Annotated in this window: 10 protein-coding genes and 1 pseudogene; 10 read left to right on the forward strand and 1 reads right to left on the reverse strand. The window is 73.5% G+C overall.

The genetic code is table 11. The features are described 5' to 3' along the window. Positions 1 to 146: 146 nt before the first annotated feature. The 4 genes from ileS (at position 147) to ndk (ending at position 6,111) form a co-directional block, all read left to right on the forward strand. A complete protein-coding gene (gene ileS, locus O3T09_RS01775) occupies positions 147 to 3,563 on the forward strand; it encodes an isoleucine--tRNA ligase (protein ID WP_049147772.1) in 3,417 nt (1,138 codons plus the stop codon). Then, the gene (locus tag O3T09_RS01780) at positions 3,563 to 5,116 is read left to right on the forward strand and encodes a bifunctional folylpolyglutamate synthase/dihydrofolate synthase (RefSeq protein WP_044659085.1); all 1,554 of its coding nucleotides are present in this window, start codon (positions 3,563 to 3,565) and stop codon (positions 5,114 to 5,116) included. Before ileS ends, O3T09_RS01780 begins: the two co-directional genes overlap by 1 nt. Beyond that, positions 5,113 to 5,613, forward strand: a complete 501-nt coding sequence (locus O3T09_RS01785) for a DUF4233 domain-containing protein (RefSeq protein WP_044659084.1) — start codon at positions 5,113 to 5,115, stop codon at positions 5,611 to 5,613. The genes O3T09_RS01780 and O3T09_RS01785 overlap by 4 nt, the downstream gene beginning before the upstream one ends. Before the next feature lie 75 nt (positions 5,614 to 5,688). Then, positions 5,689 to 6,111: a nucleoside-diphosphate kinase gene (ndk, locus tag O3T09_RS01790; RefSeq protein WP_044659083.1), complete on the forward strand. Its 423-nt coding sequence runs from the start codon at positions 5,689 to 5,691 to the stop codon at positions 6,109 to 6,111. 86 nt (positions 6,112 to 6,197) lie between these two features. Here ndk and O3T09_RS01795 read toward each other — a convergent pair whose 3' ends face one another. Then, positions 6,198 to 6,857, reverse strand: coding sequence for a vitamin K epoxide reductase family protein (locus O3T09_RS01795; protein ID WP_044659082.1), 660 nt, complete (start codon positions 6,855 to 6,857; stop codon positions 6,198 to 6,200). 397 nt (positions 6,858 to 7,254) lie between these two features. On the opposite strand from O3T09_RS01795, the gene O3T09_RS01800 reads away from it, so the two are divergent. The 6 genes and pseudogenes from O3T09_RS01800 (at position 7,255) to O3T09_RS01825 (ending at position 15,627) form a co-directional block, all read left to right on the forward strand. Further along, complete coding sequence (locus O3T09_RS01800; protein WP_230297497.1) at positions 7,255 to 10,431, forward strand: Rne/Rng family ribonuclease; 3,177 nt, start codon at positions 7,255 to 7,257, stop codon at positions 10,429 to 10,431. A 232-nt stretch (positions 10,432 to 10,663) separates the two neighbouring features. After that, positions 10,664 to 10,969: a 50S ribosomal protein L21 gene (gene rplU / locus O3T09_RS01805; RefSeq protein ID WP_002853919.1), complete on the forward strand. Its 306-nt coding sequence runs from the start codon at positions 10,664 to 10,666 to the stop codon at positions 10,967 to 10,969. 51 nt (positions 10,970 to 11,020) lie between these two features. Then, positions 11,021 to 11,278 carry a 50S ribosomal protein L27 gene (gene rpmA / locus O3T09_RS01810; protein ID WP_002853915.1) on the forward strand — a complete coding sequence of 86 codons (258 nt, stop codon included), beginning with the start codon at positions 11,021 to 11,023 and terminating at the stop codon, positions 11,276 to 11,278. A gap of 169 nt (positions 11,279 to 11,447) precedes the next feature. Continuing rightward, positions 11,448 to 12,968: pseudogene (gene obgE / locus O3T09_RS01815) on the forward strand (GTPase ObgE); the annotation flags it as partial. 30 nt (positions 12,969 to 12,998) lie between these two features. Continuing rightward, complete coding sequence (gene proB, locus O3T09_RS01820; protein ID WP_036316929.1) at positions 12,999 to 14,204, forward strand: glutamate 5-kinase; 1,206 nt, start codon at positions 12,999 to 13,001, stop codon at positions 14,202 to 14,204. A 73-nt stretch (positions 14,205 to 14,277) separates the two neighbouring features. Beyond that, positions 14,278 to 15,627 carry a glutamate-5-semialdehyde dehydrogenase gene (locus tag O3T09_RS01825; protein ID WP_036316932.1) on the forward strand — a complete coding sequence of 450 codons (1,350 nt, stop codon included), beginning with the start codon at positions 14,278 to 14,280 and terminating at the stop codon, positions 15,625 to 15,627. Positions 15,628 to 15,640 lie beyond the last annotated feature (13 nt).

Below are 15,640 nucleotides of genomic sequence, written 5' to 3' on the forward strand. Positions count from 1 at the left end.
CCCGTCACAGCAGTCATCAAGCGGCCGGCACCCCGGGGACCTCCCGACGCCGGCAAGCAAGGTGGTACCGCGTCCGCGGCCGGCCGGAGGGTCGGGCCCTCGGGCGTCCTTGCACGGAACCGACGCCCCGGACGCAAAGGACCCCCGTGTACCCCCTCGCCTCCTCCGCCCCTGACGGCCGCACCCCCGCCTCCCCGCGCTTCCCGGAGATCGAGCGCCGCATCCTGGCGTACTGGGACGAGGACGGCACCTTCCAGGCCTCGATCGACCAGCGTCCCGCCTTCAACGAGGACGGCTCGCAGAACGAGTTCGTCTTCTACGACGGCCCGCCCTTCGCCAACGGCCTGCCGCACTACGGCCACCTGCTCACCGGGTACGTCAAGGACCTCGTGGCCCGCTACCAGACGCAGCAGGGCCGCCGCGTGGAGCGCCGCTTCGGCTGGGACACCCACGGCCTGCCCGCCGAGCTCGAGGCGATGAAGCAGCTGGGCATGACGGACAAGTCCGAGATCGAGGCCATGGGCATCGACAAGTTCAACGACGCCTGCCGCTCCTCGGTCCTGAAGTACACGGACCAGTGGCAGGACTACGTGACCCGCCAGGCCCGCTGGGTCGACTTCGAGAACGACTACAAGACCCTCACCCCGGACTTCATGGAGTCCGTGATCTGGGCCTTCTCCGAGCTGCACCGCAAGGGCCTGACCTACCGCGGCTTCCGCGTCCTGCCCTACTGCTGGAACGACGAGACCCCGCTGTCCAACCACGAGCTGCGCATGGACGACGACGTCTACAAGATGCGCCAGGACCCCTCGGTCACCGTCACGTTCCCGATCACCGGCCTCCCGGCGGACCCCGCCCTCGTGCCCGACGGCGGCGCCGACGCGGCGCTCGCCGCGCACCTGGCCGGCGTCCACGTCCTGGCCTGGACCACCACGCCCTGGACGCTGCCGACCAACGCGGCCCTCGCCGTCGGCCCCCAGATCCAGTACGCCGTGGTGCCGGCCGGCCCCGAGGGCGCGACCGCGGACGGGGACCGCTTCCTCCTGGCCGTGGACCTGGTGGGCGCCCACGCCAGGGAGCTCGGCTACGCCGATGCCGACGCCGCCCGCGCCGCGGTCACCGAGACGATCCCCGGCGCCCGCCTCGGCGGCCTGGCCTACGCGCCGCTGTTCACGGACGTGTTCGACGCCCACCGCGGGGAGACCTTCACCGTCAACGGCCGTGACCTCGGCGTCGAGGGCGCCCACCGCATCCTCGTGGACGACTACGTCTCCACCGAGGACGGCACCGGCGTGGTCCACCAGGCGCCGGCCTACGGTGAGGACGATCAGCGCGTGTGCGAGGCCAACGGCATCCCCGTGCTGCTCTCCGTGGACTCCGGTGCCCGGTTCCTGCCGCTGTTCGCCCGCGAGGACGTCGGGCGCGGCGACCTGCGCGAGATCGCCGGCGTGCAGGTCTTCGAGGCCAACCGCACGATCATCCGCGCCCTGCGCGCCCTGGGCCGCGTGGCCCGCGAAGCCTCCTACGAGCACTCCTACCCGCACTGCTGGCGGTGCCGCACGCCCCTGATCTACCGCGCGGTGACGTCCTGGTACGTCAAGGTCACCCAGATCAAGGAGCGCATGCTCGAGCTGAACGAGGAGATCACCTGGATCCCCGGCAACGTGAAGCACGGGCAGTTCGGCACGTGGGTCGCCAACGCGCGCGACTGGTCCATCTCCCGCAACCGGTACTGGGGCTCGCCCATCCCGGTGTGGGAGTCCGACCACCCCGACTTCCCCCGCCAGGAGGTCTACGGCTCGCTCGCGGAGATCGAGGAGGCCTTCGGCCGCCTGCCGCGCAACGCCCAGGGCGAGGTGGACCTGCACCGCCCGTGGGTGGACGACCTCACCCGCCCCCACCCGGACCCCGAGGCCGCCGCGGCCGGTGCGGTCATGCGCCGGGTCGAGGACGTGCTGGACGTCTGGTTCGACTCCGGCTCCATGCCGTACGCCCAGGTGCACTACCCGTTCGAGCGCGCGGACTGGTTCCCCACGCACAACCCGGCGGACTTCATCGTGGAGTACATCGGCCAGACGCGCGGCTGGTTCTACACCATGCACATCCTGGCGACCGCCCTGTTCGACCGGCCGGCCTTCTCCCACGTGATCTCGCACGGCATCGTGCTCGGCTCGGACGGACAGAAGATGTCCAAGTCGCTGCGCAACTACCCAGACGTCACGGAGGTCCTGGACCGCGACGGCGCGGACGCCATGCGCTGGTTCCTCATGGCCAGCCCCATCCTGCGCGGCGGCAACCTGATCGTCACGGAGGAGGGCATCCGCGAGGGCGTCCGCCAGGTGCTGCTGCCGGCGTGGAACGCCTACCACTTCTTCACCCTGTACGCGAACACCGCGCACGACGGCGGCGCCCGCCCCGAGGGGTACCGCGCGCAGGAGCGGCACACCGCCGAGGACCCCCTGGACCAGTACATCCTGGCCGCCACGGGCCGCATGCTGCGGGAGGTCAAGACCGGCCTGGACGCCTACGAGGTCTCGGACGCCACGGACGCGCTGCGCGGCTTCATGGACACGCTGACCAACTGGTACATCCGCCGGTCCCGTGAGCGGTTCTTCGACGAGGACACCGTCGCCTTCGACGTCCTCTACACCGTTCTCGAGGCCTTCACCCGGGCCGCCGCGCCGCTGATGCCGCTGATCGCCGAGGAGATCTGGCGCGGTCTCACGGGCGGCCGCTCGGTCCACCTGACCGACTACCCGGACGCCGACCTGTTCCCCCACGGGCCCGAGGCGGACTCCCTCGTGGCCCGCATGGACGCCGTGCGCCGCATCAGCTCGGCCGGCTCGGCCCTGCGCAAGGGGGCCGGGCGCCGGGTGCGCCTGCCGCTGCCCCGCCTGTCCGTCGTCGTCCCGGACGCGGCGGGCCTCGAGGGCACCTACGCCCGCATCGTGGCGGACGAGCTGAACCTCAAGGACGTCGAGCTCACCGAGCTCTCGGAGGAGGCGATCGCCCGCTACGGCATCGGCACGGAGCTGAAGCTGAACTTCCGCGAGCTCGGCAAGGCGTTCGGCAGGCAGGTGCCGCTCGTGAAGCAGGCGGTCGACGCCGGCGCCTACGAGGAGACGGCCGAGGGCCTGGCGGTCACGCTCGCCGACGGCGAGACCGTGACCCTGGCCCCCGCGCTCTACGAGCTGCGCACCGTCTCCACCGGTGCCCCCGAGGGGACCACGGTGGGCGTGCTGCCCGGCACCGCCGGCTTCCTCGTCCTGGACACGCAGGTCACCGCGGAGCTGGCCGCCGAGGGCACCGCCCGGGACGTGGTCCGCGCCGTCCAGGCGGCCCGCAAGGACGCCGGCCTGGACGTCTCCGACCGCGTGCGCACGCGGATCGAGGGCCCCACCGCCGTGGTGGCGGCGCTCGAGGCCCACCGCGGCCTCGTGGCGGAGGAGACCCTCACGGTGGACCTGGAGCTCGTGGACTCCGGCGCGGCCGACCCGCGCAAGGACCCGGCCGACGACGCCATGAAGACCGTGGCCGTCACCGTCGCGAAGGCGGACGCGTGATGCGCGGGGACGTCCCGGGCACGGTCGAGGAGGTCTACCGGGACCTGCTCGCCCGCGCTCCGGAGAACAAGATGCAGCCGCGGCTCGAGCCGATGCGGCGCGTGCTCGCGCTGCTCGGCGACCCGCAGCACGCGGCCCCGGTGATCCACCTGACCGGCACCAACGGCAAGACGTCCACGGCGCGGATGGTCGAGGCCGTCCTGCGCGCCTACGGGCTGCGCACCGGGCGCTACACCTCGCCGCACCTGCAGCGCGTCACGGAGCGGATCAGCATCGACGGCGCCCCCGTCGCCGACGAGACCTTCGTGCGCGTGTGGGGGGAGATCCTCCCGATCGTGCAGACCGTGGACGCGGAGCTCGAGGCGGCGGGCGAGGTCCCGCTGACGTACTTCGAGGCGGTCACCACGCTGGGCTTCGCGGTGTTCGCGGACGAGCCCGTCGAGGTCGTCGTCCTCGAGGTGGGCCTCGGGGGCGTGACGGACGCGACCAACGTCGCGGACGCCGTCGTCTCCGTGGTCACCCCCATCTCCCTGGACCACACGGACCTGCTGGGGGAGACCGAGGCCGAGATCGCCGAGGAGAAGGCCGGCATCATCAAGCCCGGCGGCGCCCTCGTCTCCGCCGCCCAGGAGCGCGACGCCGCCCAGGTGCTGCTCGAGGCGGCCCGAGCGGCCGACGTGCCGTTCCGCTTCGAGGGCGTCGAGTTCGGCGTGCTCGAGCGCTCCCTGGCCGTGGGCGGCCAGCAGGTGTCCGTGCGTGGCCTCGCGGCCGAGTACCGGGACCTGTTCCTGCCGCTGCTCGGGGAGCACCAGGCGCAGAACCTCGCGGTGGCCGTGGCGGCCCTGGAGATGTTCCTGGGCGGCGGCGAGCGACCGCTGGACGAGGAGCTGCTGCGCGAGGGGCTGTCCCAGGTCACCTCGCCCGGCCGGCTCGAGGTGCTGCGCACCGCCCCCACGCTCATCGTGGACGCCGCCCACAACCCGGACGGCGTGCGGGCCACGGCCCGCGCGGTGCAGGAGGCGTTCGGCTTCACCCGCCTCTCGCTGGTCGTCGGGATCCTCCAGGAGAAGGACGCGCCGGGCATGCTCGCGGCGCTCTACCGGGCGTTCGGCGACGACGTGGAGGACCTCGCGGTGACGCAGTCCTCCTCGGCCCGCGCCATCCCGGCCGGGGAGCTGGCCCGCATGGCCGTCGACGCCGGCTGGCCCGAGGATGACGTGTACGCCACCGAGTCCGTGCCGGACGCCCTGGAGTGGGCGGTCGGCCGCGCGGAGGCCCTGGAGACGAGTGCGGATGAACTGGCCTCTGGCACCGGCGGCGGCGTGCTCGTGCTCGGCTCGATCACCCTGGCCGCGGAGGTCCGCACCCTCGTGGGCGAGCCCCGCCACGCCGGCCCCGTCACCGTGGCCGCCCGCGGCCTCGACCCCGCCGACCTGCTCGACGCCGTCGGGCTGGCGGACGCCGACGAGGACGATCTGGATCCGGAGATCCTCGAGCTGCTCGAGGACCGCGACGACGCCGGCGCCCGCCGCCGGCCGGAGGAGGACCGATGACCCCCGACCAGCCGGAGACCGGAGGCGCCACGGAGCAGGGGCGCTTCGGCGACGAGTCCTGGCGCCCCGCGCGTGAGACGCGAGCCCAGCGGCAGTGGCGCCCCGGCACTCGTCGGCGCCGCCGCTCCGTGCGCGCCCTGTTCACCTCCACGATCCTCATGCTCGAGGCGGTGCTCATCTTCTTCCTCGGGCTCATGCTGTTCGGCATGCACCGGGACGAGCCGGGCGCCTGGTGGTTCGTGGCGGGCTACTCCGCGCTGGCCGTCGTCGCGGTGTTGACCTGCGCCCTGGTGCGCAGGCCCGTCGGCATCGCGATCGGCTGGGCGATCCAGGCCGTCCTGCTGGCCTCCGGCTTCTGGGAGTACTCGATGTTCGTGGTGGGGGCCCTCTTCGCGCTGACGTGGGCGTACGCCGTGATCAAGGGCGGGGCCATGGACGTCGAGAACGCCCAGCGCGACCGCCTCGAGGCCGCCTGGGAGGCCGAGCACGGACGCTGAGACCCGGGCCCCACTAGGGTGGGGCGGGAACCGGACCGCGCTCGCGGCCGTCCGACGACGCTAGGAGCACACCCCATGACGCACCAGACCGAAGAGACCCTCGTCCTCATCAAGCCGGACGGGGTGGCCCGCAACCTGGTCGGCGAGATCCTCGCGCGCATCGAGCGCAAGGGCTACGTGATCGCCGATCTGAAGATGCTCACGCCCACCCGTGCCATGCTGGAGCGCCACTACGAGGAGCACCAGGGCAAGCCGTTCTTCGAGCCGCTGGTCGCGTTCATGGCCTCCGGCCCCGTGGTGGCCGCGCGCGTCACGGGCGATTCGGTGATCGAGGGGTTCCGCTCGCTGGCCGGCAAGACCGACCCCACCGTGGCCGCCCCGGGCACCATCCGCGGCGACCTGGGCCGGGACTGGGGCGAGGCCGTCCAGAAGAACCTCGTCCACGGTTCGGACTCGACCCTTTCGGCCGAGCGCGAGCTCGCGATCTGGTTCGGCTGAGCCCGTTCCGGGCCCGCACGACGGCGGCCGGTCACCCTGGTGGGGTGACCGGCCGCCGTCGTCGTGCCCGGTGGGGGAGCGCGGGCTCAGTCGATCCCGATGACCCCGAGGCCCAGTTCCAGCAGGATCGAGGCGAACACCAGGACGTAGAGGAGCACGATCACGGGCCAGGCCAGCTCCCGGGCGAGGCGGACGAGACCGGCCGGGGCCGGCAGCGTGCCGGTCTGCAGGTTCCGGGACGTCACGAGCACGAGCTGGGCGATGACCATGGCCCACACGATCATGCAGTAGAGGCAGAGCGTGCCGATGCTGTAGACGGCCGAGTACCAGAGCCACACGCAGAACGCGAAGCCCGCCAGGATCCCCGCGTTCATCAGCAGCCAGTACCAGCGGGCGAAGCGGGCGCCGGCGAGCAGGGACATCCCCACGGTGATGAGCACGGAGAACGCGACCACGCCGATGTACGTGTTCGGGAAGCCGAAGGTGTGGGCCTGCCACGACTGCATCACCTGGCCGCAGGACACCCACGGGTTGAGGTCGCAGGACGTGCGGTGCGTCGGGTCCGCGGTGAGGAGGGCGCGCTCGACGATGATGATGATGGTGGCCGTCAGCGCCACGAGCGAGGTGATCAGGAGCAGCGCCGCCGTGCCCGCGGGCCGGGCGTACCAGGTGAGCCGGGCCTCCTCGGCGGGGATGTCGTCGGCGGGGGAGAGGCGGATGTCGTCCGTCAGCGGGGTCGCAGGCATGGACACGATTCTAGGCGCGTGCCCGGGGCGGATGTGAGAGAATCGGCCCTGGCCGTCCCGTGGCCACACCGCGGGGCAGCCCGCTGCGCGCCCGACGTCGGGCCGCCGCCGAGGCGCCCCCGCGTCGAGCATCGTGCGGGAGGTGGACGCCGGGCCTCGCCCGTGTGCGTCCGTGCGCCGGCCGGCGGACGGCACGTGACGCCCAGGCCCCGATCTCGAGGGCGCAGCGGTTCCGCGCCGGGCCCTGACGGTCGACGCGGTCCACCCGATGACTTCTCGGAGTCCGCCTCCCGGCGCACCCGTGGCGCACGGCGCCCGGGGCAACGCGGCCGGCGGCGGACGCGGACACGCCGGGCGGCGGCGAGTGTGGCGTCGTCGGTCGGCGGGAGGTGCTGCCATGGCGGCCAACAACGAGGACACGACCCGCGCAGACGAACGCGTGGAGGAGACGGCCGAGCAGGCCGTGACGCAGACCGCGGCGGACACCGCCGACGGGGCGGAGCCGGAGCGGACCGCCGCGTCCGACGACGCCGCGGACCCGGCCGAGGAGCCGAGCGCGCCGACGCTGCAGGTCGACCCGACCGACCCGTTCGCCGTGCCGGCGAACCTGATCGAGGTCCTGCGCACCGAGACCACGTCCCGGCAGCGCTCCGAGGACGAGGACGCCGGAGAGTCCGAGGACCGGGCCGAGGGCGCCGTGGTCTCCCGGCGGCGCCGCCGACGCCGCCGCGGCGAGGTGGACATGGAGCTCGACGGCGGCGAGGCCGGCGATCCCGAGCACACCGTCACCCGCGTGCGCGCGCCGCGCCAGGCCGTCGGCACCGCCTCGGACACCGTCCAGAGCGTCAAGGGCTCCACCCGGCTCGAGGCGAAGCGCCAGCGCCGCCGCGACTCCCGCTCGGGCGGGCGTCGCCGCACCGTGATCACCGAGGCCGAGTTCCTGGCCCGCCGCGAGGCCGTGGACCGCAAGATGCTGGTGCGCCAGCGCGACCAGCGCATCCAGATCGCCGTGCTCGAGGACGGCGTGCTGGCCGAGCACTTCGTCTCGCACACCACGCAGGACTCGATGATCGGCAACGTGTACCTGGGCAAGGTCCAGAACGTGCTGCCGTCCATGGAGGCCGCGTTCGTGGACATCGGCCGCGGACGCAACGCCGTGCTCTACGCGGGCGAGGTCAACTGGGACGCCGCCCAGCTGGACGGCAAGCCGAGGAAGATCGAGAACGCGCTCAAGTCCGGCGACACCGTGCTCGTCCAGGTCACCAAGGACCCGGTGGGCCACAAGGGCGCCCGTCTGACCAGCCAGGTCTCCCTGCCCGGCCGCTACCTCGTGTACGTGCCGGGAGGCTCGATGACCGGCATCTCCCGCAAGCTGCCGGACGTGGAGCGCTCGCGTCTGAAGAAGATCCTCAAGGACCACCTGCCGCAGGACGCCGGCGTGATCGTGCGCACCGCGGCCGAGGGCACCTCCGAGCAGGAGCTGCAGAACGACATCAACCGTCTGCGCGCCCAGTGGGAGGGCATCCAGGAGAAGGCGTCCGGCACCAAGGTGCTCGCCCCCGAGCTGCTCTACGCCGAGCCGGACCTGACCATCAAGACGGTCCGCGACGTCTTCAACGAGGACTTCTCCGCCATGCTCGTGCAGGGCGAGGCCACGTGGGACAACATCGAGGCCTACGTGACCTACGTGGCCCCGCACCTGCTGGACCGTCTGCACCACTGGGTGCCGGAGGACCACGACGGCGAGGACCTGTACGCCACCCACCGCGTGGACGAGCAGCTCCACAAGGCGCTCGAGCGCAAGGTGTACCTGCCCTCCGGCGGCTCGCTCGTGATCGACCGCACCGAGGCCATGACCGTGGTGGACGTGAACACCGGCAAGTTCACGGGCTCCGGCGGCAACCTCGAGGAGACCGTCACCAAGAACAACCTCGAGGCCGCCGAGGAGATCGTCCGGCAGCTGCGCCTGCGGGACATCGGCGGCATCATCGTCATCGACTTCATCGACATGGTGCTCGAGGCCAACCGCGACCTCGTGCTGCGCCGTCTCGTGGAGTGCCTGGGCCGGGACCGCACGAAGCACCAGGTCGCCGAGGTGACCTCGCTCGGCCTGGTCCAGATGACGCGCAAGCGCATGGGCACCGGGCTCGTGGAGGTGTTCTCGGAGACCTGCGAGCACTGCGCCGGCCGCGGCATCATCATCAAGGACACCCCCGTCGAGCGGGGCCGCTCCGGCGGTGAGCAGCGCGGCGAAGCGGAGGGCCGCCGTCGTCGCCGGCGCCGGGGCAACGGCGAGGGCGAGCACGCCCACGCCGCCGCGGCCACGACGACGGGCGCCGAGCACGTCGACTCCGAGGACGAGCGGCAGCGCCGTGAGCGGGCCGAGGCCGCCCGGGTCGCCCTGCACTCGATCGCGAAGGCCTCCGGCAAGGTGGCCGAGGACGAGACCCCCGCCCAGGAGTCCGCCCCCGCCGAGCAGGAGTCCGCCCCCGCCGAGGACTCCGCGGCCGAGGCCGTCGAGGCCGCGTCGGCCGGGCCCGCGGAGGCCGGGCAGCCGGCCGGGACGGACGAGGAGGAGACGCCGCGTCGCCGGCGTCGTCGGGGCCGCCGCCGTGGCCGGGGCCGCACCGAGGAGTCGGCGGACACCGGCGCCGAGGCCGCGGGCTCCGAGGATGCCGCGCGGTCGCACGACGACGGCACCGCCGCGTCCGCCGATCAGCCCCGTCAGACCGAGGAGGAGGCCGCCGAGCCGGCCGCCTCCGAGGTCCCCGAGCACCAGGACCCGGTCGCGCAGGCCGAGGAGGCCGTGGCCGCCGTCGCCGAGGCCGAGTCCCCGGAGGACGCGGAGGCGCAGGACGACCGTCCCCGCCGGTCCCGGCGTCGCCGGGGTGGCCGTGGGCGGTCCCGGCGGGACGGCGAGGCGGCCTCGACCGAGACCGACGCCGAGGACCAGGGCGCGGAGCGCGCCACGCCGTCGCGACACGACGCCGCGGACGCCGAGTCCTCGGCGGCCGCGCCCGCGGAGGACGCATCGGAGCCGGTGCCCGCCGAGGATGCCCCGGCGCCCCGGCGCCGCCGGTCCCGCCGGGCCTCGAGCGACGGTGTCGTCCGTACGGCCGCCGGTGCGGACGCGTCCGCCGAGCGGACGGCCGACCGCACGGACGCGGCTCCGGTGGAGGCCACCGAGCCCTCGCCCGAGGAGTCCACGGACGCCACCGAGGTCCACGAGCAGCCCGCCGCCCCGGCCGCCGTCGAGGAGGCCGTGATGGTGGAGCCTGCGGCGACCGACCCGACGGCGGAGCCCGCGGCGGACGCGGAACAGGCGTCCGCCGCGGACGCCCCGGCCGAGGCCCAGGCGGCCCCGGCGCCCGGATCGCCGCGCCGGCGCTCGCGTCGCGCCGTGTCGTCCGACGGCGTCCACGTCCAGGTCCAGGCCGCGCCCGGCGGCGCCCAGGGCGGCCGCTTCACCGCGGCCGTGGCCGAAGCGTCCACCCCCGCCGAGCCGCAGGGTGCCGCCCCGGTGATGCTCGGCGTCGGCGTGAAGGCCGCCGACCTGGCCCGTCGCGGCCGCTGACCGTCGTCGGTGCCGCCGTCCCGGGTCTGCCCCGGGCGGCGGCGACGCGCCGACACGCCTCTGTTTGGTCCGGACGCCCGGCAGCGAGTATGCTGGACCATCGGTGTTCACCGCCCGCACGCTCCCGCATGTCCCGGTGAGGGACCGCCGGACCCGGACGCAGCCGCGGTCGAGGTGCGGGCGAGCAGAACCCGATCTGATCCATTGAAACGTCGAGAGAAGTGAGTCCCAAGTGGTGTACGCGATTGTCCGCGCTGGCGGCCGCCAGGAGAAGGTTTCCGTCGGAGACCTCGTTACCCTTGACCGCGTTCCCGCTGAGACCGGTGGCTCCGTCGAGCTGCCCGCTCTGATGCTGGTGGACGGGGACGAGGTCAAGGCTGGCGCCGATGCCGCCGGTGTGAAGGTGACCGCCGAGGTCGTCTCCCACTCCCGTGGCAAGAAGGTCGTCATCATGAAGTACAAGAACAAGACCGGCTACAAGAAGCGCCAGGGCCACCGCTCTGAGCTGTCCACGGTCAAGATCACCGGGATCGCCTGAGCCGTCACCGGCACCAGCGAAACCGAGCATCCGAGAGGTTAGGCAACAGCAATGGCACATAAGAAGGCCGGCAGTTCCTCGAAGAACGGCCGCGATTCGAACCCGCAGTACCTCGGCGTCAAGCGCTACGGCGGCGAGGACGTTAACGCCGGCGAGATCATCGTCCGCCAGCGTGGCACCAAGTTCCACCCGGGCCGCAACGTCGGCCGCGGCAAGGACGACACCCTCTTCGCGCTGTCCGCGGGCTCCGTGGCCTTCGGCCAGCGCCGCGGCCGCAAGGTCGTGGACATCGTCCCCGCCGCGGAGTGATCTGACACTCGTGCGGTCTGCGTGCGGACCCTCGCCCGGCGAGGACACCCGCACCCCCTGACGCCCCGGCGGGGGCGGGCCCGGCATCCACCGGACCCGCCCCCGCCGTCGGCGTCTCCGGCCCCTGGGCCGTCTGAGTCCGATCCCTCCAGCCCCTAGGAGCACTCCCATGGCAGCCTTCGTGGACCGCGTGGTCCTCCACCTCACCGCCGGCAACGGCGGGCACGGGTGCGTCTCCGTGCATCGCGAGAAGTTCAAGCCCCTGGGTGGCCCCGACGGCGGCGACGGGGGCGACGGCGGCGACATCACCCTCGTGGTGGACTCGCAGACCACCACGCTGCTGGACTACCACCACGCCCCGCACAGGTCCGCCGAGAACGGCCAGCCGGGCATGGGAGACCACCGCGAGGGCAAGAACGGCCAGTCGCTCGTGCTCCCCGTGCCGGACGGCACGGTAGTCAAGGACGAGCAGGGCAACATCGTGGCCGATCTCGTGGGGGAGGGCGCGACCTACGTGGCTGCCGCCGGCGGTCAGGGCGGCCTCGGCAACGCGGCCCTGGCCTCGGTGAAGCGCAAGGCGCCCGGCTTCGCGCTGCTCGGCCTGCCGGGGGAGAGCCGGGACCTGACGCTCGAGATCAAGACCGTGGCGGACGTCGCGCTCGTGGGCTTCCCCTCGGCCGGCAAGTCCTCCCTCATCGCGGCCCTGTCTGCGGCCCGCCCCAAGATCGCGGACTACCCGTTCACCACGCTCGTGCCCAACCTCGGGGTCGTGCAGGCCGGCGACGTGCGCTTCACCGTGGCCGACGTCCCGGGCCTGATCCCCGGCGCCTCGGAGGGCCGCGGCCTCGGCCTGGAGTTCCTGCGCCACGTGGAGCGCTGCGCCGCGCTCGTGCACGTCCTCGACTGCGGCAGCCTCGAGTCCGACCGGGACCCGATCGCCGACTTCGAGGCCATCGAGGCCGAGCTCGAGGCCTACGCGGTGGAGCCCGTCTTCTCCCAGGGCGGGGAGGGCGTCGTGCCGCTGAACGAGCGGCCCCGCCTCATCGCCCTGAACAAGACCGACCTGCCCGACGGCGCCGCGATGGCGGACATGGTCCGCGACGAGCTCGAGGGCCGCGGCCTGCGGGTCTTCGACATCTCCGCGCTGGCCCGCGAGGGCCTGGACGCCCTCAAGTACGCCATGGCCGAGCTCGTGGCCGAGGCCCGTTCCCGGGTGGTCGAGCCCGTGCCGGCCGCGCCCGTCGAGGTGCCGCGCCGGCATCGCCGCCGTGGCGAGCGGGCCGAATTCACGATCCGCCGCGAGGAGCGCAACCTCGAGCCGCTGTTCCGCGTGCGCGGCGAGAAGCCCGAGCGGTGGGTCGCCCAGACGGACTTCCAGAACGACGAGGCGATCGGCTACCTTGCGGACCGGCTCCAGCGGGCCGGCGTCGAGGACGGCCTGTTCAAGGCCGGTGCGAAGCCGGGCGACGCCGTCGTGATCGGCGACGACGTCACGGGCGTCGTCTTCGACTGGGAGCCCACGCTGTCCGCGGGGGCCGAGCTGCTCGCCGGGCCCCGGGGCACCGACCTGCGGCTCGACGAGCGCACCCGCGCGACCCGCGCGGAGAAGCGCGCCGAGCAGGATGCCCGGCGCGCCGCCCGTGCGGCGACCCGGGCCGAGATGGAGGCCGAGCGACGCTCCGGCCTGTGGAACGGCACCGACGATCGAGAGGGATGATCCATGTCCGTGCGGCGCACCGTCGTCACCCGCTATCCGACCCCCGCCACGCGCGGCTCCGAGGACCCGCGGGCCAACCCCGTGACCTCGCGGGAGACGATGCAGGCCGCACGCCGGGTGGTCGTGAAGATCGGCTCGTCCTCGTTGACCACCCCGGACGGCCTGGACGTGGAGGCCATCGACCGCCTCGTGGACGTCCTCGCCGCTGAGCGGCAGAAGGGCACCCAGGTGGTGCTCGTGTCCTCCGGTGCCGTCGCGGCCGGCTTCCCCCACCTCGGGCTGGGCCGACGCCCCAAGGACACCGCCACCCAGCAGGCCTCGGCGGCGGTCGGACAGAGCAAGCTCATGGCGCACTACACCACGAGCTTCGGCCGGCACGACACCGAGGTGGCCCAGGTGCTGCTGACCGCCGAGGAGCTCATGCGGCGCACCCAGTACACGAACGCGCACCGCGCTCTGTCGCGGCTGCTCACGCTCGACGTGATGCCGATCGTGAACGAGAACGACGCCGTGGCCACGCGCGAGATCCGCTTCGGTGACAACGACCGCCTCGCGGCCCTCACCGCCAACCTCTGCAAGGCGGACCTGCTGGTCCTGCTCTCGGACGTGGACGCCCTCTACACGGGCCACCCCTCGAACCCGGACGCACGGCGCATCCCGGAGGTCACCTCGGACGACGATCTGGCCGGCGTCGACGTGCGCGTGCCCGGTTCCGCGGGCGTGGGCACGGGCGGCATGGTGACCAAGGTGGACGCGGCCGGCATCGCGGCCACCACCGGCATCCCGACCCTGCTCACCTCGGCCGCGAACGCGGGCGCCGCGTTCGCGGGGGAGGACGTGGGCACGTGGTTCTCCGCCACCGGCCGCCGCCGGTCCGCGCGCGCGGCGTGGCTCGGCCTCACGGCGGAGGTCCGGGGCCGGCTCGTCATCGACGACGGCGCGGTGGCCGGGGCGATCGACCGCGGCCGCTCCCTGCTGGCCGCGGGCATCACCGGCTGCACGGGCGACTTCACGCCGGGCGACGTCGTCGAGATCGTGGACGCGCACGGCCGGGTGCGGGCGCGCGGCCTCGTGCAGTACTCCTCGTCGCAGCTGCCCGCCATGCTCGGGCGGACGACCGCCGACCTCCGCGAGGACCTGGGCGCGGGCTACGACGGCGTCGTCGTGCACGCCGACGACTGGGTGCGCCTGGCTCCGCCGCAGCGCTGACCGGCACGGGCTCCGGCCGCGGCGACGGACCGGGGCCTCGTGCCTCGTCCGGGGCGCTCGATAGGCTGGGGGCATGCAGACCACCGAGAGCACCGCACCCCAGGATCAGTCCGGCCGCCAGGACGCCGAGGCGCCGACGCCCGAGGTCGAGGAGGCCGTCCGCCAACGGGCCGAGTGGGCGCGTCAGGCCGTGCCCGAGCTGGCCACCGCCGGCCGCGTCCGCAAGGACGCCGTCCTGCGCCACATGGCCGAGGCCCTGCGCGCCAACGCGGCCGCGATCATCACGGCCAACCGCGAGGACCGCAGCCGCGGCCGCGAGGCCGGCACCTCGGCGGCCATGCTGGACCGCCTCAAGCTGGACGAGGCGCGCGTCGAGGCGCTGGCCCTCGCCCTGGAGACCCTGGCCGGCCTGCCGGACCCCGTGGGCACCGTGGTCCGCGGCGGCCCGCTGCCCAACGGCGTGCGGATGAGCCAGGTGCGGGTGCCCCTGGGCGTCGTGGGCGCCGTGTACGAGGCCCGTCCGAACGTCACGGTGGACATCGCCGGCATCGCCCTGAAGTCGGGCAACGGCGTGATCCTGCGCGGCGGCTCGGCCGCGGAGTCCACCAATGCGGTCCTGATCCAGGTGCTGCGGGAGGCGCTCGTGGACCAGGGCTTCGACCCCAACATCATCCAGGGCATCGACGACCTCGGACGTCCTGGCGTCGCCGCCCTGATGGCCGCCCGTGGCGCGGTGGACGTCCTCGTCCCGCGCGGCGGCCGTGAGCTGATCCAGCGCGTGGTCCGTGAGGCCCGGGTGCCCGTGATCGAGACGGGTGAGGGCAACGTGCACCTGTACGTGGACGCCTCCGCACCCAAGCAGATGGCGGTGGACATCGTGCTCAACTCGAAGACCCACCGCACCTCCGTGTGCAATGCGGCCGAGACCCTGCTGCTCCACCGGGACGCGGAGGAGGTGGGCCGAGAAGTGCTGCGCGCCCTCACCCGTGCCGGCGTGCTGCTGCACGTGGACGAGGCCGCGCGGGCCTGGCTGCCCACGCTCGCCGACCGCGGCGACCACGCCCGGGACGCCGTGGACGCCACCGAGGAGGACTGGGGCACCGAGTACCTGGACATGGAGATGGCCGTGCGCGTCGTGGACTCCCTCGACCAGGCGATCGAGCACATCGGCCGGTGGTCCACGGGCCACACCGAGGCCATCGTCACGAACGACCTGGCCGCGGCCGAGCGGTTCATCACCGAGGTGGACGCCGCGGCCGTCATCGTGAACGCGTCCACGCGCTTCACCGACGGCGGCGAGCTCGGCCTCGGCGCCGAAGTGGGCATCTCCACCCAGAAGATGCACGCCCGCGGGCCCATGGGCCTGGAGGAGCTCACGACCACCAAGTGGATCCTGCGCGGCGACGGGCAGATCCGCCGCTGAGCCGGGCTACGAT

The organism is Micrococcus sp. H39-S4 (assembly GCF_027158145.1).
In the GTDB taxonomy this organism is placed as follows: domain Bacteria; phylum Actinomycetota; class Actinomycetes; order Actinomycetales; family Micrococcaceae; genus Micrococcus; species Micrococcus luteus.